Source organism: Bacteroidota bacterium (assembly GCA_016722375.1).
Lineage (GTDB): Bacteria > Bacteroidota > Bacteroidia > Chitinophagales > LD1 > Bog-950.
Map to the genome: position 1 here is coordinate 76082 of JADKJG010000002.1, position 21012 is coordinate 97093.

At 44.3% G+C, this 21012-nt stretch carries 20 protein-coding genes and 1 pseudogene; 10 read left to right on the forward strand and 11 right to left on the reverse strand.

The features are described 5' to 3' along the window. Positions 1-108 precede the first annotated feature (108 nt). The 5 genes from IPP77_02250 to IPP77_02270 all read left to right on the forward strand — a co-directional run bounded on the left by IPP77_02250 (position 109) and on the right by IPP77_02270 (position 5273). Positions 109-1320, forward strand: a complete 1212-nt coding sequence (locus IPP77_02250) for an aminotransferase class I/II-fold pyridoxal phosphate-dependent enzyme (protein MBL0308536.1) — start codon at positions 109-111, stop codon at positions 1318-1320. A 39-nt stretch (positions 1321-1359) separates the two neighbouring features. Continuing rightward, entirely contained in the window at positions 1360-2667 is a 1308-nt protein-coding gene (locus tag IPP77_02255) for a hypothetical protein (GenBank protein MBL0308537.1), read from the forward strand. Between the two features lie 31 nt (positions 2668-2698). Continuing rightward, complete coding sequence (locus tag IPP77_02260; protein ID MBL0308538.1) at positions 2699-3094, forward strand: hypothetical protein; 396 nt, start codon at positions 2699-2701, stop codon at positions 3092-3094. A 941-nt stretch (positions 3095-4035) separates the two neighbouring features. After that, entirely contained in the window at positions 4036-4755 is a 720-nt protein-coding gene (locus IPP77_02265) for a hypothetical protein (protein MBL0308539.1), read from the forward strand. Continuing rightward, positions 4752-5273 carry a M23 family metallopeptidase gene (locus IPP77_02270; protein ID MBL0308540.1) on the forward strand — a complete coding sequence of 174 codons (522 nt, stop codon included), beginning with the start codon at positions 4752-4754 and terminating at the stop codon, positions 5271-5273. The genes IPP77_02265 and IPP77_02270 overlap by 4 nt, the downstream gene beginning before the upstream one ends. A gap of 24 nt (positions 5274-5297) precedes the next feature. On the opposite strand, the gene IPP77_02275 is transcribed toward IPP77_02270, so the two are convergent. After that, positions 5298-6557, reverse strand: a complete 1260-nt coding sequence (locus IPP77_02275) for a replication-associated recombination protein A (protein ID MBL0308541.1) — start codon at positions 6555-6557, stop codon at positions 5298-5300. Between the two features lie 176 nt (positions 6558-6733). Here IPP77_02275 and folK point away from each other — a divergent pair, with 176 nt between their 5' ends. Beyond that, positions 6734-7240, forward strand: a complete 507-nt coding sequence (gene folK, locus IPP77_02280) for a 2-amino-4-hydroxy-6-hydroxymethyldihydropteridine diphosphokinase (GenBank protein MBL0308542.1) — start codon at positions 6734-6736, stop codon at positions 7238-7240. 39 nt (positions 7241-7279) lie between these two features. Next, entirely contained in the window at positions 7280-7882 is a 603-nt protein-coding gene (locus IPP77_02285; protein MBL0308543.1) for a YdcF family protein, read from the forward strand. On the opposite strand, the gene IPP77_02290 is transcribed toward IPP77_02285, so the two are convergent. From IPP77_02290 to IPP77_02310, 5 genes are all read right to left on the reverse strand, one after another. Continuing rightward, complete coding sequence (locus tag IPP77_02290) at positions 7868-8674, reverse strand: hypothetical protein (GenBank protein MBL0308544.1); 807 nt, start codon at positions 8672-8674, stop codon at positions 7868-7870. The two genes, IPP77_02285 and IPP77_02290, sit on opposite strands and share 15 nt — an antisense overlap. A gap of 10 nt (positions 8675-8684) precedes the next feature. Continuing rightward, positions 8685-8972, reverse strand: a complete 288-nt coding sequence (locus IPP77_02295) for a hypothetical protein (protein MBL0308545.1) — start codon at positions 8970-8972, stop codon at positions 8685-8687. Positions 8973-9023: 51 nt separating this feature from the next. Beyond that, entirely contained in the window at positions 9024-9440 is a 417-nt protein-coding gene (locus IPP77_02300; GenBank protein MBL0308546.1) for a hypothetical protein, read from the reverse strand. 163 nt (positions 9441-9603) lie between these two features. Continuing rightward, positions 9604-10059 (reverse strand): hypothetical protein, encoded by a 456-nt coding sequence (locus tag IPP77_02305; GenBank protein ID MBL0308547.1) that lies wholly within the window; start codon positions 10057-10059, stop codon positions 9604-9606. Positions 10060-10503: 444 nt separating this feature from the next. Next, positions 10504-10953, reverse strand: coding sequence for a hypothetical protein (locus tag IPP77_02310; GenBank protein MBL0308548.1), 450 nt, complete (start codon positions 10951-10953; stop codon positions 10504-10506). 417 nt (positions 10954-11370) lie between these two features. Here IPP77_02310 and IPP77_02315 point away from each other — a divergent pair, with 417 nt between their 5' ends. After that, positions 11371-11793, forward strand: coding sequence for a CBS domain-containing protein (locus IPP77_02315; GenBank protein ID MBL0308549.1), 423 nt, complete (start codon positions 11371-11373; stop codon positions 11791-11793). Between the two features lie 39 nt (positions 11794-11832). Here the strand turns inward: IPP77_02315 and purL are convergent, their stop codons facing one another. Continuing rightward, on the reverse strand, positions 11833-14052 hold the full coding sequence (gene purL / locus IPP77_02320; protein MBL0308550.1) for a phosphoribosylformylglycinamidine synthase subunit PurL: 2220 nt from the start codon (positions 14050-14052) through the stop codon (positions 11833-11835). 190 nt (positions 14053-14242) lie between these two features. Between purL and IPP77_02325 the strand changes: the two genes are divergently transcribed. Together IPP77_02325 and dnaK are read left to right on the forward strand one after the other, a co-directional pair. Then, positions 14243-15277: a DUF4249 family protein gene (locus IPP77_02325; GenBank protein ID MBL0308551.1), complete on the forward strand. Its 1035-nt coding sequence runs from the start codon at positions 14243-14245 to the stop codon at positions 15275-15277. 147 nt (positions 15278-15424) lie between these two features. Further along, positions 15425-17355: pseudogene (gene dnaK, locus IPP77_02330) on the forward strand (molecular chaperone DnaK). A gap of 208 nt (positions 17356-17563) precedes the next feature. On the opposite strand, the gene IPP77_02335 reads toward dnaK, so the two are convergent. The 4 genes from IPP77_02335 to IPP77_02350 all read right to left on the reverse strand — a co-directional run bounded on the left by IPP77_02335 (position 17564) and on the right by IPP77_02350 (position 20554). Continuing rightward, the gene (locus IPP77_02335; protein ID MBL0308552.1) at positions 17564-17839 is read right to left on the reverse strand and encodes a hypothetical protein; all 276 of its coding nucleotides are present in this window, start codon (positions 17837-17839) and stop codon (positions 17564-17566) included. A gap of 207 nt (positions 17840-18046) precedes the next feature. Next, positions 18047-19420 carry a hypothetical protein gene (locus IPP77_02340; protein MBL0308553.1) on the reverse strand — a complete coding sequence of 458 codons (1374 nt, stop codon included), beginning with the start codon at positions 19418-19420 and terminating at the stop codon, positions 18047-18049. Positions 19421-19422: 2 nt separating this feature from the next. Further along, positions 19423-19662 (reverse strand): hypothetical protein, encoded by a 240-nt coding sequence (locus IPP77_02345; protein ID MBL0308554.1) that lies wholly within the window; start codon positions 19660-19662, stop codon positions 19423-19425. Positions 19663-19678: 16 nt separating this feature from the next. Then, on the reverse strand, positions 19679-20554 hold the full coding sequence (locus IPP77_02350) for a hypothetical protein (protein MBL0308555.1): 876 nt from the start codon (positions 20552-20554) through the stop codon (positions 19679-19681). Between the last annotated feature and the right edge of the window lie 458 nt (positions 20555-21012).

Here is a 21012-nt window from a genome sequence, read left to right on the forward strand (position 1 = left end):
TCCACAGGCCATAGAACATAGAATTTCATTTTCTCCTAAAAATTCCATCTTTGTTGCGGAACATTTGAGTAGGTATGTTAAAATTGAACAACAAACATTATTTTGCGGATGGGACTTTTTGACAAGTGTTATGAATATAATCGTACGGAAATAGTCAAGGAGAAAGGAAATTATCCTTACTTCAGACCTATTCAGGAGAGTGAAGGTCCCGTGGTACGAATGGAGGGACGGAAAATGGTGATGGCCGGAAGTAACAACTATCTGGGCTTGACCACTCATCCTAACGTAGAAGCTGCTGCCATCGAGGCCATTAAGAAATATGGCACCAGTTGTTCTGGTTCCCGCTTTCTTACCGGAACCATTGATTTACACGAAGAATTAGAACGGAAGATTGCCAAATTTATGGGCAAGGAAGCCGCCTTATTGTTCAGCACGGGTTATCAAGCGGGGCAAGGAGTTATTTTGCCGCTCATCGGCAAAGGAGATTTTATCTTGAGCGATCGCGACAACCACGCCAGTATAGTTGCTGGTAATATGTTGGCTTCTGCTTCTCATGCGCACGTATATCGTTATAAGCACAACGATATGAAGGACTTAGAGAAAAGACTTAAAAGTATTCCCCTCGAAGCGAATAAACTTATTGTAACCGATGGGGTTTTTAGTGCTCTGGGAACAATTGCCAAACTCGACGAAGTTTCGGCTTTGGCTAAAACATATAACGCCATTGTTTTGGTAGATGACGCTCACGGCTTTGGTGTGATGGGCCCGGGTGGACTGGGAACGCCCGCGCACTTCAACGTACAGAAAGATATTGACCTGATTGTCTGCACCTTTAGCAAAACACTGGCTTCGCTGGGTGGTTTTGTGGTAGGCCCTGAACGAGTGATTAACTATTTGAAACATAAATCGCCCGCCCTGATATTTTCTGCTTCACCAACACCTGCATCGGTAGCTGCTGCAAATGCAGCACTTGATATCTTGATGGTTCAACCTGAATTGTCAGAGAAGGTAAGGAGAAACGCTGATCGGGTACGAGTGGCTTTGAAGGATTCCGGGTTTAACGTGGTAGAAGGCGAATCGGCTATTGTTCCGGTTATTATCGGCGACGATGAAAAGACTTTCATCATTTGGAAAATGCTTTATGACGAAGGTGTTTTTGTGAATGCCTTTATTTCTCCTGCTACTCCGCCGGGCATGCAAATGCTGCGCACCAGCTATATGGCCTCTCATGAAAATGAACATCTGGATTTCATTATTGACAAATTCAGAAAGATAGGCAGCGAATTAGGATTGCTGAATCATCAATACCAAAAACATTGAACCCTCGCGGCCTTTTGCCTCTCCTTATAATATGCTGACATGAAGTTGAAAAAACGATCCTACTATTACATAGAAGGAAAAGATAGCTCCAACCCTTCCCAACTCAAATTTATTAAACGAGAGATTGATTGCGAAGATACCTTTGAAGATGAACTGATTATGCTGGCTTTCCCGATGGGTTTGCTCAAAGAAATTTCATCCGTACTGACGCAATTTAATTTGCGCGATGATGCAGAATACTTCTACAGCGAATGTCGCGAGGTAGTATCCGTTCCCGAAAAGCACGTGAACGAAAAGGGAGAAGGCAAACTGACCTTTCAAAGCTACTTCCACAAATTTCCTGATTCTGTTCAGCATTTTTTTGACGATGCCATTGTCGTGGTTGTCCTTCATCCTCAACCCGGCACCGGGGAAGAAAGTAAGGGAGATTATAACATGCTGGGATACATCCATGTCAATTTGATTGATTTCAAAGATGCTACCGGACAAATTCACCCCGGTTATTATTACAACATCCTTCGCCTCAGCGAGCGCGAAGTAAATGGCGAAGCGATTTATCGCCGCAAACGAATCTTTACTACGCTCTTCAATGTATTGCATGATTTAACCGACCTCAACGATATCCACTTTGCCTATTCATCCATGGGCAGAGAAAATCAGGCCATTAACGACGCGGTAAGAATGAATGTAGAGCGCCACGGCAAATTTGCCGACATCGTTACCATGCGAAACAATACCCATGTCAATTTGCTTTACGGCAGCGGCAGCGCTGCAAAAAAGATGATTGATATTTCCACCGACCGCGATGCGCTTCGCGAATATTACTCCATGATTAAAGACCTGCGCGGTCCGCTTCTTTTCAACCAAATTCATTCCGAAGAAAAATTCTTCGCCATGACCGACCGCATCCTTTCTTCATCACCCACCAGTCGGATATACATGATGCCCGATGCCAAAGGAAACTTTGCCGCAGCCGGTTTCTTCATCAACTGGGGCGACTATCTGCACCTCAAACTTCAAAACCCCAAAGGCATCTTTAAAGTGATTGATGCCCTGCACCTCACAGATAAATTGCTTTATCCCACTTTATTAGTCGAAGGTAACGACGCAACCAGACAACTGGCAAAAGGTGCCGCTTACCGATACCTGAACGACCACAACGTCAAACTCACCGTCATGAATGCCATATCCGCCGATCCTCACTTCGAAGTGAAGAAGAGCTTAATCCACGACCCCTTTGTTTATTTTGTCATCTACGACCGGCCAGAAATTTATCACGCCATGAAAGAACACAGCAAAGACGAGGCAGGCAACGTGCGCCTCTTTATTGATACCCCCATGCTCTAATACAAAACATCAAAACGGCCAATTATAAAACATGAAAGAAAGACTGCTCAACGCCTTTAGAAACTGGAATCCCGAAATAGAACTGACCGTCAAAGTCCGGTTCATACAAAAAGGAGAAGACACCCCGCTCACCGGTAGCCAATACACCGTCCGTCTATACGACAAAGACTTATTCACCGATGATGACTATCTCGGAAGTTCCCAACTCAACGAACGCGGCGAGGCCCATATCCACTTCCATCCCGCAGACCTGCGCGAAGGCAGCCTCGGTTTCGACGAACTGCCCGACCTATACGTATTGCTCTTCAAAGGAAACGTAGTCCACTTTCAAAGCAAAGTGTGGGACAATGTAGATTTCGACAAACTCGGCCTGCTCGATTTGAAAGAAGGCGAAGTGCTTCACTTCGGAACCTTTCTGGTTGACTAATCCCAGACCACACTCCGAAACTTACCGATAAACTCTTGTTGCCTTCAACCAACAACAGCTTTCTAAAATCTTTCCCAAAGCACAAATACAATTTGGGCGCGTCCCCTTGCTGAAACGCAAGGGGGCAGGCTTTCGGCTCTATCTTTTTCTTAACTCTAAAATATTTTTGGAAAGAAAAAGGATGCCGCCTCTATCCTTCGCGCTGCCATTATCCCTATTCGGAGAGCGGTTAAGGTGAGATTGAAAACCGAAAGCGCTGTGACTTAACTTAATGGCTTGAGTCAATGAGATAAATCTGTATTGGATACGCTATGACAGCCTGTCATCGGAGTAAAATCTTCAATGGATGGCATTGACAGCGTGTCAGTAGGGTAAATTCTTTTCAGGATAGGCATTGACAGCGTGTCAGTGGGGTAAATTCTTTTCAGGATGGCATTGACACCATGTCATCGAGGCAAATTCTTTTCAGGATGGCATTGACAGCGTGTCAGGGGGGCAAATTCTTTTCAGGATAGGCATTGACAGCGTGTCAGGGAGGCAAATTCTTTTCAGGATGGCATTGACAGCGTGTCAGGGAGGCAAATTCTTTTCAGGATAGGCATTGACAGCGTGTCAGGAGGCAAATTCTTTTCAGGATAGGCATTGACAGCGTGGCAAGGAGGCAAATTCTTTTCAGGATGGAATTGACAGCGTGTCAGGGAGGCAAATTCTTTTCAGGATAGGCATTGACAGCGTGTCAGGGAGGCAAATTCTTTTCAGGAAGGCATTTACAGCGTGTCAGGAAGGCAAATTCTTTTCAGGATGGAATTGACAGCTTGTCATCGAGGTAAAATCTAAATCGTCCATTTCATTAAACGCGACTACAACATTGTTGTAAAAATAGGGTAGGATGTAACCTTGGGAAAGATTCATTCGTTTATTATTACAGCCTAATTAAAGTAATGAAGAAGAAACTACTGCTACTAACAGGTATTTTTACAATCACTGCACTGGTTGTATCTTACTTTTATAACCAGAACGATATTTGCACCACAGGTAGCGAGGCAAAGTGTATCAGAAAGCCTGAAATGCCCCTCATCAAGTTTGGTTTAGACCTGAATCAATATGAGGTGTCGCAACACCAGGTGAAACGCAATGAGGTATTTGCCGGTATTTTGTCACAGTATAACGTGACGGGGACGGTCATTAATTTTATCACCCGCGAATCAAAATCCATTTTCAACCTGCGCAACATTAAAGCTGGAAACGAAGTAACCGTGCTTTACGACAAGAACGACAGTTCCCGGACCCCCATAAAAATGATCTATGCCGAGAACAAGGTGGACTATGTGGTGTTTAACTTGGATGATTCCTTATACATCTATCGCGGACAAAATAATGTAGAGCGCAAGCAACGCGAAGTGAGCGGGGTGATTAATTCTTCTTTGTATGAAACTTTGGAAAGCAGTGGCATCAATCCGGTGATTGCTGTCCGTCTTTCCGAAATATTTGCCTGGTCGGTGGACTTCTACCGTATTCAAAAAGGAGACCGGTTTAAGATTTTGTATGACGAGGATTGTGTAGAGGAAAAGCTGTCTCGGTTGGATATTACTATGCCTTCTATTATGAAAACGATTCACAACACGAAGGAGATTATTATGATGAACAAGGGAACAGCATGAAAAAGCAGTTCCTGAAAGCTCCGGTAAAGTTCTCCAGAATATCCTCTAAGTTTTCGATGAAAAGATTTCATCCGGTAACCAAAGCATGGAAAGCACATTTAGGAACTGACTATGCGGCTCCTTATGGCACTCCTATTTTCGCCACTGCGGATGGAGTGATTGAAGATGCTTGTTTCAAAGTATATAATGGCAACTACGTCAAAATCAGACACAACGGAAAGTTTAAGACACAATACCTTCACATGAGTAAAATTGCCAAAGGCGTGCGCTCCGGTGCCCGGGTAAAACAAGGGGAGGTGATTGGTTATGTGGGCAGCACCGGTCTGGCAACCGGCCCTCACGTTTGTTATCGCTTTTGGAAAGATGGAGCACAGGTAGATCCTCTAAAACAAAAGTTGACTTATTCAGATCCTTTGCCCTCTAAATACAAATCAAATTATCTGAGCAAAATAAACCCAATGAAGTCACGGTTAGATGCCATTGGTTTCAAGGGAGAAAATGTGACCGCGGCGAAATAATTTCAAAAGTCGTTTGCCGAGCCTTTAGTATCCATACTTTTCCTTCCACCACTTTTTAAGATTGGCTCTTATTTCGTTTTCCCTTGCATTATTGCCTGGATCAAAGATTTTAGTACCCTTTATTTTATCAGGCAACAACTCCATCTCTACAAAATTGCCCTGAAACTCGTGGGCGTATTGATAGTCCTTCCCATAATTCAAGTCTTTCATCAACTTGGTAGGCGCATTACGAATGTGCAAAGGAACCGGTAAATCACCGGTTTGATTCACTAACGCTTTTGCCTTTTTTATCGCTGTATAGGCCGCGTTGCTTTTGGGAGAAGTGGCCAGATAAATAGCAGTTTGAGAAAGGATTAAATCACATTCGGGATAGCCAATCATCGTTACTGCTTGAAAACAAGAAGTGGCTAATAACAAGGCATTTGGGTTGGCATTGCCAATATCTTCACTCGCCAAGATTAACATGCGCCGCGCTATAAACTTGGGGTCTTCTCCTCCCTGAATCATCCGTGCCAGATAATACAGCGCAGCATTCGGGTCGCTTCCACGCATAGATTTGATAAAGGCAGAGATAATATCATAATGCTGCTCGCCGCTTTTATCATAGATTGCCATCTTCTGCTGTATCATTTGCTCCACTGTTGCGTTATCTATCACCACCGGATTCACACTCACCGCATTTACCACCAGTTCCAGAACATTCAGCAGTTTCCGGGCATCGCCGCCAGAATATTTCAACAAGGCTTCTGTTTCTTTCAGATTGATTTCCCTCTTGGACAACACTTCATCTTTCTCTACCGCTTGTTTTAGCAAATACTCTAAGTCATTCCTTTCCAGATGATGTAAAACATAAACCTGACAACGCGATAACAAAGCACTGATGACTTCAAAAGATGGATTCTCGGTGGTAGCGCCAATCAAAGTAATAATGCCTCGTTCTACTGCTCCTAACAGTGCATCTTGCTGTGCTTTATTAAAGCGGTGGATTTCATCAATAAAAAGAATTGCCTTTCCGTTTGCCGAGGCTTCATCTATCACTCTTCTTACTTCTTTTACTCCTGAATCAATGGCGCTGAGCTGATAGAACGGAAGATGGATATGCTCGGCCATAAATTGCGCCAAAGAAGTTTTTCCAGTTCCGGGAGGTCCCCATAAAATCATGGAGGGAATATTTCCTGATTCAATCAGTTTTCGCAAAACACGCCCTTCGCCTATCAAATGTTGTTGCCCTACAAAATCATCTATTTTCTTAGGTCGTAAACGTTCGGGCAGAGGAGGCAACATGGTTATTTAGTTTCGGGTTTGGAAAAGAGGCTTCGACCGGAAGATTGAAAACAAATCCTCCTTATGGACAAACATAGAAAGAAATTGGAGTGAATTTATCGCAACATTTAGAATGAGTTATTTGCTTGCTATACATTTTGTCAGGATAAAATATTTTCGCCCATACATTATCTAAAATGGCAACTGCATATCTTCTTTTAGGATCGAATCAAGGCGACCGACAATCAAACATTGCCAAAGCAATCTCTTTAATCAAAGAAGCCGGGATATTGGTCAACCAAGCATCTGCTCTGTACCAAACGGCAGCGTGGGGAAAAGAAGACCAGCCGGATTTTCTCAACAAAGCCATTCAAATCACCACCACTTTGGCACCGCCTGATTTACTTATAGAATTGAAAAGAATTGAAAAGCAAGTGGGAAGAAAACCAACGGAAAAATGGGGAGCTAGAGTTATAGACATTGACATCCTCTTTTATGAGGCACAGATTATCGAAACCACCGAATTAGTCATTCCACATCCCTATATCCAGGAAAGAAGATTCACCCTATTGCCACTCGCTGAAATTGCGCCTGCTTTTATTCATCCGGTGTTTCATAAAAGCATAGAACAACTTTTGAAAGAATGTCCGGACTCTTTAGAAGTCAAACCTTTTAAAGATCAAGATTCTCCACCGGTAATTTGAAAACCGGTAAAAGGATTTTAATTTCACTTCATCACAACTATGAAAAAGCCCTTTAAAGTTTCCTTAATTATTTTGGTGGTGGTCGCCATCGCTATATCGTTAGCGCCCTCGCGCCAAGATTCATTGACCAAGGTGGTAAACCGCTTCAACGCTAAATACATGGAAAAGGCACCTTATGATGCCATCATAGTGCCCGGTTATCCATACGAGTCAAAGAGTTATCCCGAACTGTTTACCACCCGGCTTTTTTTTGCCAAGGAGTTATATGAGAGCGGAGTGGCGCACAACATCATCTTTTCCGGTGCGGCGGTTCATACTCCTTACACAGAAGGAAAGGTGATGAAAATATTTTCAGAAGCTATGGGTATTCCTGCGGAACATACTTTTGTTGAATCCGAAGCACTGCATAGCTGGCAGAATGTAAAGTATGGGAAGAAGTTGGCAAAGAAGTTAGGATTCAAAAAGATTGCGGTGGCTACTGATCCTTACCAGTTGTCTTATTTGCGTTTGTTAGCACCCGGTATGCCGATTCTCTCTTTTCAGCCTGATACTCCTTCCATGCGTCATTATATACAGCCGTTGCCGGAGGTAGATGTAAGTCCGGCTTTTGTAAAAGATTTCATTCCCTTAAATGAACGGTAAAGCTATTTGCTGAACCTCTTTGCCCGATTCCAACGTTTCTCTTCGTCTGATTTTTCCATTCTCGGTTCTCTTAAATTCGCGAAGCAGCCATATCTGCTGCGGACGATTCAGTTTATCCAAGGCTTGTATGGCTTTGCTTATGGTCAGCAATTCTTCTTCCTTCACCTGAGTGGTTTCCAGTATCAATAACAACTTCGCTTCGCTGCTACCTGAATTTATCTCGGCGATAAAGAAGGGGCAAGAAATATACGGCTCCAATAGTGCCTCTATCTTTTCTGGATGAATCTTCACTCCCCCCCGGTTGATCACGTTATCTATTCTTCCCAGCCACTCAAATTCTGTTTCAGAAATAACCTTTACCAAATCCTTCGTGAGCAAGTTTTGCTGACCGAGTTGCGGCGCGTGAACTATCAAACAATCCATTTCATTTGCCGCAACGCTTATCCCCGGCAGAGTTCTAAAATACTGGTCGGGCTTTGTACCGTTTAATCTTTTCAAAGCAACATGGCTGATGGTTTCGGTCATGCCGAAGGTGGCATAGACTTCGTTCGTCATTTTCTTTATCTCTTCCAAAATTCCATAACGTATTTCTTCTCCACCCAAAATCACCCGGCGAATATTTTGCGCCTGATTAAATATTGTTCTATCCCCACTTATATCTGCCAACTGCATAGGAGTAAATGCGGCAAAGTCAAACAATAGCTTCTCATCTAATTCGCGCAATGGATGAATGGAAGGACGCATACAAAACAAGTTCATGCCTGCCACCATGCTGCGCACCAACATCATCATACCTGAAATTTTATTGGCCGGAAGACAAAGTAGCGCCCGGTCGCCCTTTTTTCAATTGCAGCGCCCGGCAAGTCATTTGAGCGCTTTGTCGCATCGCTTCTTTGGAATGGGTAACCGAAGAAGGTTGACCGGTAGAACCGGAAGTAAACACTTTGATATGTTCGATAGAAACATCCTGCCACTGTTCAATAAACTCCCAGATACCGCGCTCCCAATCGGGCAGATAATCTTTTAGCTGTGTATGGGATAAGGAAAGCAAATCCGCTTCGCTCAGAGTAGAAAAGTCAATCGAAAACACCCGGCAAGTTGTGGTATTTTTACGGAACCTGAGAAGGGACCGGTGTAGGTGCTATTTGCTTTGAAGAGTCGTTCCTGAAGGATTCACTTCTATGGTGGTCATTCCCGCTTTGATTACCGCACAGGCGGTGGGTTTTCTTTCGGCCATATCCATCAGGCAAACTACCTCGCTTTCGCGCAAATAAAGTTTGTTGAGGCTCATGCCGCCTAAGGTTTGCACCTTGGGGTCGCGGATGCCTTCTTTGGGGCCGGCAAAAATTGCCACCGGTTTCTCCGCTTTGTTGCGAATGGTAATCGTCACTTCCTGCTGATTGGCGGTATTCACTTCGGGCGCTTTGGGCGGCGTTTCGCTCCTTGCATTCACTTTGGGTACCTCTGCACCGGTGCTGGCAATACCTTGTGAATATATCGTAGGGCTAATAGCCATCAAACAAAATCCCATCATCATCGTTCTGAATATCGCTTTCATAATGCTCCAATTTTAGTGGGGTAAATCTACACCGGTTCTTCCGCAGTATAATGCACATAAAAACAGGAGAAAAAATGATGTATGAAATAATAGACCATAATCAAGGCCACATCGCCCTGTGCGGGGCAGAAAATAGAGGTTTTCTTTTCGACGATGAAACTTCCTATTTACCCAGAAGTTTAGCGAGTTGATTTTCAAGCGCGGTGCGCTCCATCACGAATGAGGGAACATTGGAGAATTTATCATTACATTCATTAATCAAATACATACAAGTAGTTTGAAAATAGTCGCGATGGCTCGCTTTCCAGGCCTCCTCCTTTTCGCTGCCAAAAATTTCTTCTACATAATAGATGCCCGGAGTTTCTTTAATCAGTACCGCCATATATTGAACCGCTGAATAAACGTTCATAAACTCATTAAAATCCATCGAGAAATAATCATCATCTCCGGCCATCATTACACGCTCTGTCAACCGGGCCGCATCCTGCATCACCTCCCGGTTTAGCTTTGCCAATTCCTTATCGCCCGACAAGAACCAGACAAAAAAATGAAGCGCAGCTATCATATCGGCTTTTCGGTGCCGGTTCAGCGTCAAGGCAAAGTGATCTGTGGTATCCATATCGTATCAAGATTTGAAGGGCGGAAAATAAAAAAGCGCCGCCGATAGCTATCGGAACGGAGCTTTTAAGTTTTATAAACTACAAAAGTCTTAGAGGCTGTTTGGATTTCTGTATAAAAAAAGTGTATCGCACAGAGCCACGGAGCATCACGGAGAAAATCCCTCTGTGTTCTCCGTGATGCTCCGTGGCTCTGTGCGATACATCAGATTCATAACAAATTCGGTTGTTCAAATCCAAACAGCTTCTTAAAGATTTTTGTTTTGAAAACACGAGTGGAGGCTCGCGCCAGTAGAAGTTTTCTTTTAGTAGCCACAGGCTACTTTCTCGCGAGGGCGCAGACAGATATATGCCCGGTTGGATTTGAGGTTGGTTGCCAGACGCTTTTGTCGCCGTTCTTAGACGGGTACATAGGCCTTTCTTTTTTTGCCAAGTTTTTTTTGATTTTAATAGTTATGAATAGAATTTATTGATTTTAACAGAAAAATGGAGCATTTGATGCTTTTAAGGCCGCTATTGGCTGTGTCAATGGCGCCAATGGCTGAGTCAGGGGCGCCAATGGCTGAGTCAGGGACGCCAATGACTGCGCCAAGTGCGCCAATGACTGAGTCAGAGACACCAATGGCTGCGTCAAGGACGCGAATGACTGAGCCATTGGCGCCAATGGGCGAGCCGTTTGTGCCGTTTAAGCATCTGGCGGCATGGTTGACACCCTTAGATAATCCATTTATGAAATCAGCAGATTGTTTGGAAATTAGAACCCGATGGTTTAGGCTCCCCCCGTCAAGCCCAAAGGCGAAGAAACTGGTGCAGAAGTCTGCTGCGGAAATTATAGATGTTTGAGATAAGAAAATCGTGGTGTGAAGCAGGAGGTGGTTTGTGTTATTTGTTCGCAATAGGGAAAAACAAATGTGGTATAGAAAAATGTCTTTTGACCTCTTTATGGGTTGCCCGAAGCGGTGGCCTGTTTATAGGTAGGGCAAAGTGTGGAGGGGAGGGCCGCGGCAGGGATAGAACGGAAATCCTTTTCTTCCTTATAAAGTTAGCGAGTAGAAAAGATTGGAGCGAAAGCCCGGCTGCCGCCATCATTCTCTATCAACTGCGGATGTGGACTGTCTTAGAATTTTAGAAGTGCACCACAACATGAACGTATCTGAGGGTTGAACTCGGGATGCGGCTATGATAAGGATGATTCTGATAGAAAAGATTTTCTCAAAATAAATGCCTACGACGAACTGTAGAGATATTTATGGCCCGAGTCATGATTTTGACCTTTAGATGATATATATTTGCACTTAATTAAAACCGAAACAATGAGTAGAAAAATGATGGTGTCGAGTATTATGACCCAAAACGTGATTGTGGCCAGTAAGAGCAGCAAATTCAGCCAACTGATAGAGTTTTTTACTGAACATAATATCCGCCACCTTCCGGTAACCAATGGTGACGAGTTGATTGGCATCATCAGCCAGAAGGATATGTTGAGATATTTAGGAATGAAATTAAGGAACGGGGCGGCTTTTAACATGGCATCGCTGGATGCTAATTTCGATATCGCGGATGTGATTACGCTGAATCCGGTGACGGTGAAGCCGGATGATAATCTGGAGTTGGTGTTTAGTATCTTGGCTGAAGGTAAATTTCAGGCGGTTCCTGTTGTGAAAGACGGAATGGTTCACGGGATTATCTCCAACAAAGACTTGATGAAATTGTTTCCCGAAGCTATTCGGGATTAGGTTAAAGCGTTGGCCAACTCTCAAAGAGTTGAGGTAGTCTTATTCAGCCAGCGTCTTAGCCAGCGCTGCATCATACAGATCTTGAAAAGAACTGACGCTGCCCCAACGGGCTTTGTCCACAAAGATCATGGCAGAGGTTACCTCGCCGATGTTTGAAAATTCTACATCATGTTTTGAAAGGATTTCAAAGAAGGAATCTTCTTTGCTCGACTTTACAGAAACCACTACGCGGCTCTGTGCCTCGCCAAACAGGAAGGCATCTTTGCGAAGGTCGCCGTCGGTTTCTATTTCAAAACCTTTCTTGCCCGCCATGGCCGACTCGAGCAGGGTGACAAACAAGCCGCCTTCGGAGATGTCGTGAGCTGATTCTACCACTTTTTCGGAAATCAATTCCTTGATTGCATTCTGAACTTTTACTTCGGTTTCTAAATCGAAATAGGGGGCCGGTGAGGAATTTACTTCGTGATAGCCGGTAAGATATTCGGATGAAGAAATATCGTTTTTCATTTCGCCGATGACATAGATCTTGTCTGCTTTATTTTTGAAAGCAAGCGAAGTAATTGTTTCTTTATCTTCAATCACACCCAGCATGCCAATGGTAGGTGTTGGAAATACGGCTCCGCCGTCGGTAGATTGATTATAGAAAGAAACGTTGCCGCCCGTCACCGGTGTGCCGAATGCTTCGCAGGCCAAGCCCATTCCTTTGATGGCATTGACAAACTGCCAGAACACTTCTGGTATATAAGGGTTACCGAAGTTCAGGCAGTTGGTGATGGCGGAAGGCTCGGCGCCACTACACACAATGTTGCGCGCAGCTTCGGCCACGGCTATTTGTGCACCTACCAATGGGTCTGCCCATACATAACGGGCGTTGCAGTCCACCGTCACCGCCAGGTGCTTTTTGCTTCCGTGAATACGCACCACGGCCGCATCGCTGGGCTGGTTGGTGGAGGTATTGGCAATGCCCACCATCGAGTCGTACTGTTCATAGACCCAGCGTTTGGAGGCAATATTGAGGCGCTGTACTAAAAATTCGGCTACCTTCTTTAGATTGTCAGGCAGTTCAACAGAATCAATATTGAATTTCTTATTCTCTGCAAAATAGGCTGGTTCTTTATATTCTCTTTCATAGATCGGCGCCCCGCCGCCCAAAACCAAACTCTCTGCCGGAACATCGGCGACTAGTTCGTCGTTCATAAAATACTGCAAACGGTCGCCGTCAATCACTTCGCCGATTTGAGTGCAATGCAAATCCCATTTTTCAAACACAGCTTCTACTTCCTTTTCCATTCCTTTTTTCACCACCAGCAACATGCGCTCCTGCGATTCGGAAAGAAGAATTTCCCAGGGCTTCATATTCTTTTGGCGCGTTGGGACTTTATCCAACCAAATCTTCATGCCTGATTTTCCTTTGGCACTCATCTCAGAGGTGGAGCAGGTAATACCCGCCGCACCCATGTCTTGCATACCTATAATAGCACCAGTCTTGATCACTTCTAAAGAGGCTTCGAGCAACAACTTTTCCTGAAAAGGATCTCCTACCTGCACCGACGGCAAATCATTCACTGAATCTTCGGTAATATCCTTTGAAGCAAAGGCTGCGCCGTGAATTCCGTCTTTGCCGGTAGCAGAACCAACGATATAAACCGGATTGCCGGCACCGTGAGAAGTGGCAGAAACCGTTTCTCCGATTTTCACAATACCAACGCTCATCGCGTTGACCAAAGGATTGGTTTGATAAATAGGATCGAAATAAACCTCGCCGGCTACGGTTGGCACCCCGAAGCAATTGCCATAGGCTCCGATTCCTTTCACAACACCCTTGAGCAGATACTTGGTTCGGTCGTTTTTTAAATCTCCGAAGCGAAGTGAATTAAGCGCAGCGATGGGTCGGGCGCCCATCGTGAAAATATCGCGGTGAATGCCACCCACACCGGTTGCCGCGCCTTGATAAGGCTCTAAAGCAGAAGGGTGATTGTGTGATTCTATCTTGAAAGCACAAGCGAGCCCATCGCCCAAATCAACCAGTCCGGCGTTCTCTTCTCCGGCTTCTACCAGCAGGTGTTTGCCTTTGCGGGGAAGTGTCTTTAACCACTTGATAGAGTTCTTGTAACTGCAATGTTCGCTCCACATCACCGAGTAAACGCTTAACTCGTTAAAGTTAGGGCTGCGGCCTAATACCTGTTTAATCTTTTCAAATTCTTCGGGTAATAACCCTAATTGTTTTGCTGTTTCTAAAGTGCTTGTTTCCTGTTTCATGCCTGAAGTTGCCATATCTGTTTTGTAAGGAGCGCAAATGTAATAATGTTCACAGTTGACCGTTCAAGGTTCACAGAAAATCACATTCTCTTTTTATTCACATTTCCAGCCGTGAACAGTCCACCTCTCGAAGGTTAAAGTTCCCATCTTGTTTGTAAACTAAGAGCCGAAAGGTACTTTTGTCCCACTTATGAAATTCAGATATTACATCCTCTATGTTTTTGCTATTGTTTCGCTGGCAGGCTGCAAACAAGATTTTAAAGTAACCGCCGATTATGAAGAAACACCTGTGGTCTATGGTTTACTCAACTGGCAGGAAACGCGACATTTTATCCGTATCCAAAAGGGATTCCTGATAGAAGGTAATGCCTATGTAGCTGCCGGCGTACCGGATTCTATTTATTATAGAGATATATTGACCGTTCAATTGAAAGATGCCAATGGTGGCGCTACTTTTGATTTGAAAAGAGTGAATGGCGATACGCTCAACCCACCTTTACCCAAAGACTCTGGTGCTTTTGCCAAATCACCCAACATTCTATATACATTCGACGGAAACCTAGACCCTTCCAGAACGTACCGTCTGGAAATCAAAAACAATGAAAGCGGTAAAGAAATCTTTGCCACCACCACTATGGTCAAAGACTTTAGTGTGTTTCTCCCACTGCGCGGCACTAAGCTGAATTTAATCAGCATCAACTCACCAGCCATTCGCTGGAACCTTGCAGAAAATGGAAGTCTTTACGACTTCACAGTGCGGGTTTATTATGTAGAACATAAACTTTCAGACAATAATTATAGCAAGGACACTTTTATTGACATACCCTTCCTGAGATTACAACCACAGGAATATACCCCAGGAGGATATTATGAATCCAGATTCAATTCTGATATTGTTCTCCGGTATATAGCGTCGCGTCTTCCTGCAAACAATGACCTGTTCCGCGAATACGATAAGGCAAAGGGCATGCAGTTCATTTATGCAGTTGGCGGAACGGAGTTGGGCAAATATATCTCTTCCCGCAATGCGCAAGGTGGTATTACTTCTAATGAAGCCTTGCCTCCTTATACAAATGTAGATGGTGGGGTAGGTCTTCTTTCGAGCCGCTACTTCAAAACAGTAGATAGCGTTTTCTTGTCTGATGCCGGTATAGACAGCCTTGCCTGTCAGGAAGTTATGAAACCCCTTCGGTTCAAGAACCACTACGGAAACTTCTGTAACTGACAAATTGTCAGGCTATTTTCGACCGTTTGACAAAATTTTTCTTGTCTTCGGCTGCAAAGTATTCACTAAAATGTCATTTTTGCCGCCCCTGAGTAAAAATGCCTCTGTGGCATAAGGATTGCACTAGGGAGCAGTAAAATAATAATCATGGGAAAAATAATAGGTATTGACTTAGGAACCACCAACTCGTGTGTTTCCGTAATGGAAGGAAGCGACCCGGTCGTTATCCAGAATGATGAAGGTAGAAGAACTACTCCTTCTATTGTGGCGTTTTTAGCTAATGGGGAAAGGAAAGTTGGAGACCCGGCCAAGCGTCAGGCGATTACCAATCCGACAAAAACAATCTCTTCGATTAAGCGCTTTATGGGCTTGCACTTCAGCGAAGCGGGGAAGGAGATTCCTCGTGTTCCCTATAAGGTGGTGAAGGGGGATAATGACACGGTGCGTGTAGATATTGACGGCAGACTTTACACCGCTCAGGAACTTTCGGCTATCATTCTTCAAAAGATGAAGAAAACCGCTGAAGATTACTTGGGTCAGACAGTGACCGAAGCTGTTATAACTGTTCCGGCTTATTTTAATGACAGCCAGCGTCAAGCAACGAAAGAAGCAGGTGAAATAGCCGGCTTGACCGTAAGAAGGATTTTGAATGAGCCAACCGCAGCCGCTTTGGCTTATGGTTTGGATCAGAAACACAAAGATCAGCACATTGCGGTGTATGACCTTGGAGGTGGAACCTTTGATGTCTCTATACTTGAAATGGGTGAGGGAGTGTTTGAAGTGAAGTCTACCAACGGCGATACGCACTTAGGAGGGGACGATTTCGACCATGAAATTATTCAGTGGTTGGCTGATGAGTTCCAGAAGGAAGAAAGGATGGATCTGCGCAAAGACCCCATGGCTTTGCAACGCTTGAAAGAAGCTGCTGAAAAAGCAAAGATTGAGTTATCTGCTTCGCAAGAAACGGAAATTAACTTGCCTTATATCACAGCGATTGACGGAGTGCCTAAGCACTTAGTGAAGAAGTTGAGCCGTGCTAAATTTGAGCAACTGTGCGACAAGTTGGTGGAAAGAACATTGGAGCCTTGCCGTCAGGCCTTGAAAGATGCGGGCATGAACGCTTCGGAAATCAATGAAGTGATTTTGGTGGGTGGCTCTACCCGTATCCCTAAAATTCAGGAAGTAGTAGAAAAGTTCTTCGGCAAAAAGCCTTCTAAGGGTGTGAACCCCGATGAGGTGGTGGCTGTAGGGCTGCTATCCAAGGTGGAATCATGAGCGGTGAAGTAAAAGATGATATCGTATTGGTGGACGTTACCCCGCTTTCTCTTGGTTTGGAAACCATGGGAGGTGTCATGACCAAGTTGATTGACGCCAACTCGACCATTCCAACTAAAAAATCGCAGGTGTTTACCACCGCCCAGGACAACCAGCCTTCGGTAGAGATCCATGTATTGCAAGGCGAAAGAAGTATGGCGAAAGACAACCGTACTATCGGGCGCTTTCACTTAGACGGCATTCCGCCTGCTATGCGTGGAACACCTCAAGTCGAGGTAGCCTTTGATATTGACAGCAACGGGATTCTACATGTTCATGCCAAGGACAAAGGAACCGGCAAGGAACAATCTATCCGCATCGAAGCCACTACCGGCTTGTCGAAGGAAGAGATTGAAAAGATGAAGAACGAAGCCAAAGCCAATGAAGACGCCGATAAGAAAGTGCGCGAAGAGGCAGAGAAGATGAACATGATAGACACGCTCATCTTCCAAACCGAAAAGCAAATGACTGAGATAGGTGAGAAGATTCCTGCTGATAAAAAGACAGCGATTGAAACTGCCTTAGCCGACTTGAAGAAAGCGAAGGAAGGAAAGGATATAGCCGAGATGGATAAAGCCGCCGAGGTGTTGAATACTGCATGGCAGGCTGCTTCGCAGGATATCTATAACGCTACTCAACAAGCAGGTGCTACACCTGGAGCCGACAACTCTGGAGCCGAAAGCAGTGCTTCTGCCAATGGCGCAGGTGGAGACAATGTGACCGATGTGCCTTATGAAGAAGTAAAAGAAGACGATAAAAAGTAGTTAGTGGTTGACAGTTAGCAGTTAACCGAAAAGATGGGTTTACTGCCGACTGTTATCTGCCAACCGAAGAATTGTTGGATGTTGCCATGGTTTTACCATAGTAACGGGTCCCTCCCTGGTAAGGAGGGACTTTTTTATTTCTCGCTTTCCATAGCGGGGGATAGCTGTTGAATCTAAGTCAAGCGCATAATTGTCAAACCGCAACTGCTCAAAGAACCATATTGATGCCTTGATTAAATTTTTTGAAGAAGCGTTTGTAAGAGGTATCGCTCGGGATTTGTTTCCATCCGAATATTTTCTTGAGCGTATTGTCCAATCGCAACACATGAGTGTGAGAAAACTTGTAACATCCTAACCAAACAGATAGCAGGAAGCTCTCTACAATGTCCTCAACTCCATATCGGTTATTACTGGTGCTCTTCGGTATAGGTAATGCCTGAATGAACTGCCGAAGTTTTATCTTTTCAGAGAATTGTTGCCTCATCGAAAAGCCACCCAGACGGTGGCTTTATCATCGCTGTATTCAATGGAATAGTTGCTGTTTTTCATGTAAGTTTTGCTTACATCAGATAATCAACTTTCTTCCCTCTGTCAAATACAACTTTATTAACGGCTACTGTCTATTTGCGGTTAAAGCAAGAAGGAGTCATGCACCAAATTGCGTTGGCTATCAAATTTCACAAAGGATAGTTCACTCCTCCAAATCCGGCAGGCTGACTTTTTTACCATCTATCTTATAGCGAATGCGGTAGTAATCCAAATTATCTATCAGCCAGGGTTCAACTTGCCAGGTGAAGGGAAACAGATTATTGCTGATGAACAAACACAGGTTAACCTTTACATACTGAATCAGAAAGACATCTGTATCCACATTATCATGGACATTTAAAAATTTGGCCTGAGCGACTATTTCATCCATCAGTTGTGGATTGCGAACGCTGGCCTGAAACATTCCGTCACCGATGACCGTAAAATCACGAAAGCCCTGCCTTTTTAATTCATTCACCATCGTCAGAATGTTGCGGGCGCCTTCGCTATTTGATTGGGTTATATCTCGGGCATTTATTATCACCATCCGCTGATTCAGCCTTCCTGTTTCAAAACATTTTTCGCCCGCATGATATATTCCAAACCTTTTAACCGCTTCGCTGCTTGCCAAAAAATCTTCTACATCGAGGCTATTGTTTAACACCGTGGTAAACCATTCCGGAAATTGCTCCGACTCGGTCTTCTTAAATTCATTCAAAGCTTTATCCAGCAATTGCTTCAGTTTATCGGAGCTCACCTTTTTTTGGGGCGGCAGTCTTGAAAGTACCACCAACAGCGCTTTTTGGTCAAAGGCCGTAGTTTTATCATCGCCTACGTGCTTCAGGGTAAAAATATCGAGCAGTTCTTTTCGCGAGTTCACCTTTTCGCGCACTCCCATCCTAAATTCATCTTCATTGCTGAATCCACCCCGCATACCGGCATCATAATCCGCAAAGTTTTTATAGCCTCTTTCTTGCGCCAACTTATAATGACGACCATCGCTGAACCCGTTTAAAAGCGCGGTTTTAAGTGTGTCATAATTTTCAAAACTCTTTTCCTCTGCCCATCGAAAAAGAGTTAAAGGGTTATTCACTGAGTCGTCGGGACCATGTATGTTTGGGTTTGTTTTTTTAAACTTGGTCCAATCCTTGTAGCCATTCACAAAGCCCAGACTCTTAATTTTTTCATACAAGGCGAGGTCGGTAATGTCAGCCTCGTGAACCACTTGCAGATCTTCATATTTTTCAAGATGTTTTTCGCGGGCTTCATAAAAATGCCGGGAATCCGGAAATCCACCTTCCATTGATTTTTGATAATCTTCCAGTGTTTCAAATCCCTGCGAAGTTTGCATTATCAAACTGCCACTCTGGTGAAATCCAAAAATCATTTCTTCTTCATCGGCCTGTAGTTGCAAAATATGCCTGGGCTTGTGCGAAGTTGCCAAGCGATAAAAGTCATCCAGACTTTGCAACTCCAATTGATTGCCGCCGCCCTTCATCCGGACGCGCAAATACTGGAAAGATGCTTTAGGGTTCATGCTTAATCGAGGTCAATATATTTTTTCGTTTTCTTCACCGCCTGCGTTTCCGCTGCGACCGCCGGTGGGGCTTCGCCCACTACTCCGCGCATACACATAAAAGGATAGCGTCGCTTGCGCTCATCGTCCTCCGTGTCTTTCAGCGCCTTCAACTTCAACCAGGTTTCAGGGGTGAAAATGCCCAGCGTTTCATAAAAATCTCGGATAAACCACATCGGCGCTTCCCCCAGATACACTTCCACACTCGATCCCGGATATTTATTTTTTTATATCCCGCACAATATCATTTTCATCAAAATGTTTTTGCAGCGACACCGTTAATGGCTTCACCTGATCGAGATAAAACTTCAGCGTATCCGCACCTTTGGCGCCGCTTTCTGCCAACGTTATCCATTCATCTACGGCTTTTCTGAAATCACCCGAAACTTTCTCCGTGTCTTTGCGAACCGTCAGCAACTCTTCGGTATTCATTCCGTTCAGGTTCGGAAACGTAAAGCAATGATCTACATAAGGATTCGCTGCATCCTTCACGCCCCATTCTCCGGGGGCGAAAATAGGGTGGCGGGGCAAAAAATCTTTGGTATAAAATTCCTGCGTCAGGCAGAACATAGCCGGTGGTGGAATCTCCTTCTCCCATTGCCGCTGTAAAAATTTGCTGGCCGGAAAGTAGGGTTTCTTATCGTTTTCTGAATTTTGTATATCCATGGGCGTAAATTCAAACTTGTTCTTCTCCATCAAACCCGCCAGATAACTCAAACCGCCGGGCGAGGACATTTTAACCATATACTCCACATAGCCCTGATAATAAGCATCCACCATCCGTTCCGCGCGCTTTATAAAAATGATATCTTCCTTTGACTTATGCTTTTTCTGGCGTACCGCATGCAAGAGCTTGAAGATTTTTTCCATGTCCAGAAAGCCTGCATCATTCTGGTTGGCGTAAAATTTGCGCATCATTTCCACCTTGTTCTTTTCTCCCTTCACCTGCTTATAATGCTCGGCCAGATGAATAGCTATGTGCGTGCTGCCGACGGTCACCGCCATATCACTCAAAAAATAGGCGGCCCGCAAAGCGACCGATTCGCCGGAGATATTGATTTTTTTCGAAGAAAGATTACAAACCAGTGTGTTCATGGGTTTATTGTTTTGGCAAATTAAATAAACCTTCAAAAAATATGAAGGAGGGGATATACACAACTCGGTTTGGAGGATGAAGACGAAAAGTTCTGCCCGAACTCAAAAACCGCCAAACCCGAAACTAATAGGTTCAGACCCGATTTAATAAGTTTCACTAGCCAAACTATTAGTTTGACCTCCCAAACTAATAGTTTCGCATCTCCAAACTAAAAGAATCACTGCCCAAACTTATCGTTTGGACCTCCAAACTATTAGAATCACTGCCCAAACTAATAGTTTGACGTTCCAAACTAAAAGAATCACTGCCCAAACTAATAGTTTCACCTCCCAAACTATTAGAATCACTGCCCAAACTAATAGTTTGGCTTGGCAAACGATTAGCTTTTGGGGGAAGTTTTTTTGTGGGTGGGGGAAGACCAATAGATTGAGGGAGCGATGGGAGCTTTCAATCGAGC

What these genes read in the sequence shown, in the direction of transcription:
- IPP77_02300 (MBL0308546.1), bottom strand. Translation starts at nt 9,440, where the DNA reads ATGAAAGCGATATTCAGAACGATGATGATGGGATTTTGTTTGATGGCT.
- IPP77_02290 (MBL0308544.1), bottom strand. Translation starts at nt 8,674, where the DNA reads ATGATGATGTTGGTGCGCAGCATGGTGGCAGGCATGAACTTGTTTTGT.
- IPP77_02255 (MBL0308537.1), top strand. Translation starts at nt 1,360, where the DNA reads ATGAAGTTGAAAAAACGATCCTACTATTACATAGAAGGAAAAGATAGC.
- IPP77_02335 (MBL0308552.1), bottom strand. Translation starts at nt 17,839, where the DNA reads ATGAGGCAACAATTCTCTGAAAAGATAAAACTTCGGCAGTTCATTCAG.
- IPP77_02315 (MBL0308549.1), top strand. Translation starts at nt 11,371, where the DNA reads ATGAGTAGAAAAATGATGGTGTCGAGTATTATGACCCAAAACGTGATT.
- IPP77_02285 (MBL0308543.1), top strand. Translation starts at nt 7,280, where the DNA reads ATGAAAAAGCCCTTTAAAGTTTCCTTAATTATTTTGGTGGTGGTCGCC.
- IPP77_02265 (MBL0308539.1), top strand. Translation starts at nt 4,036, where the DNA reads ATGAAGAAGAAACTACTGCTACTAACAGGTATTTTTACAATCACTGCA.
- purL (MBL0308550.1), bottom strand. Translation starts at nt 14,052, where the DNA reads ATGAAACAGGAAACAAGCACTTTAGAAACAGCAAAACAATTAGGGTTA.
- IPP77_02340 (MBL0308553.1), bottom strand. Translation starts at nt 19,420, where the DNA reads ATGAACCCTAAAGCATCTTTCCAGTATTTGCGCGTCCGGATGAAGGGC.
- IPP77_02270 (MBL0308540.1), top strand. Translation starts at nt 4,752, where the DNA reads ATGAAAAAGCAGTTCCTGAAAGCTCCGGTAAAGTTCTCCAGAATATCC.
- IPP77_02250 (MBL0308536.1), top strand. Translation starts at nt 109, where the DNA reads ATGGGACTTTTTGACAAGTGTTATGAATATAATCGTACGGAAATAGTC.
- IPP77_02275 (MBL0308541.1), bottom strand. Translation starts at nt 6,557, where the DNA reads ATGTTGCCTCCTCTGCCCGAACGTTTACGACCTAAGAAAATAGATGAT.
- folK (MBL0308542.1), top strand. Translation starts at nt 6,734, where the DNA reads ATGGCAACTGCATATCTTCTTTTAGGATCGAATCAAGGCGACCGACAA.
- IPP77_02305 (MBL0308547.1), bottom strand. Translation starts at nt 10,059, where the DNA reads ATGGATACCACAGATCACTTTGCCTTGACGCTGAACCGGCACCGAAAA.
- IPP77_02325 (MBL0308551.1), top strand. Translation starts at nt 14,243, where the DNA reads ATGAAATTCAGATATTACATCCTCTATGTTTTTGCTATTGTTTCGCTG.
- IPP77_02350 (MBL0308555.1), bottom strand. Translation starts at nt 20,554, where the DNA reads ATGAACACACTGGTTTGTAATCTTTCTTCGAAAAAAATCAATATCTCC.
- IPP77_02260 (MBL0308538.1), top strand. Translation starts at nt 2,699, where the DNA reads ATGAAAGAAAGACTGCTCAACGCCTTTAGAAACTGGAATCCCGAAATA.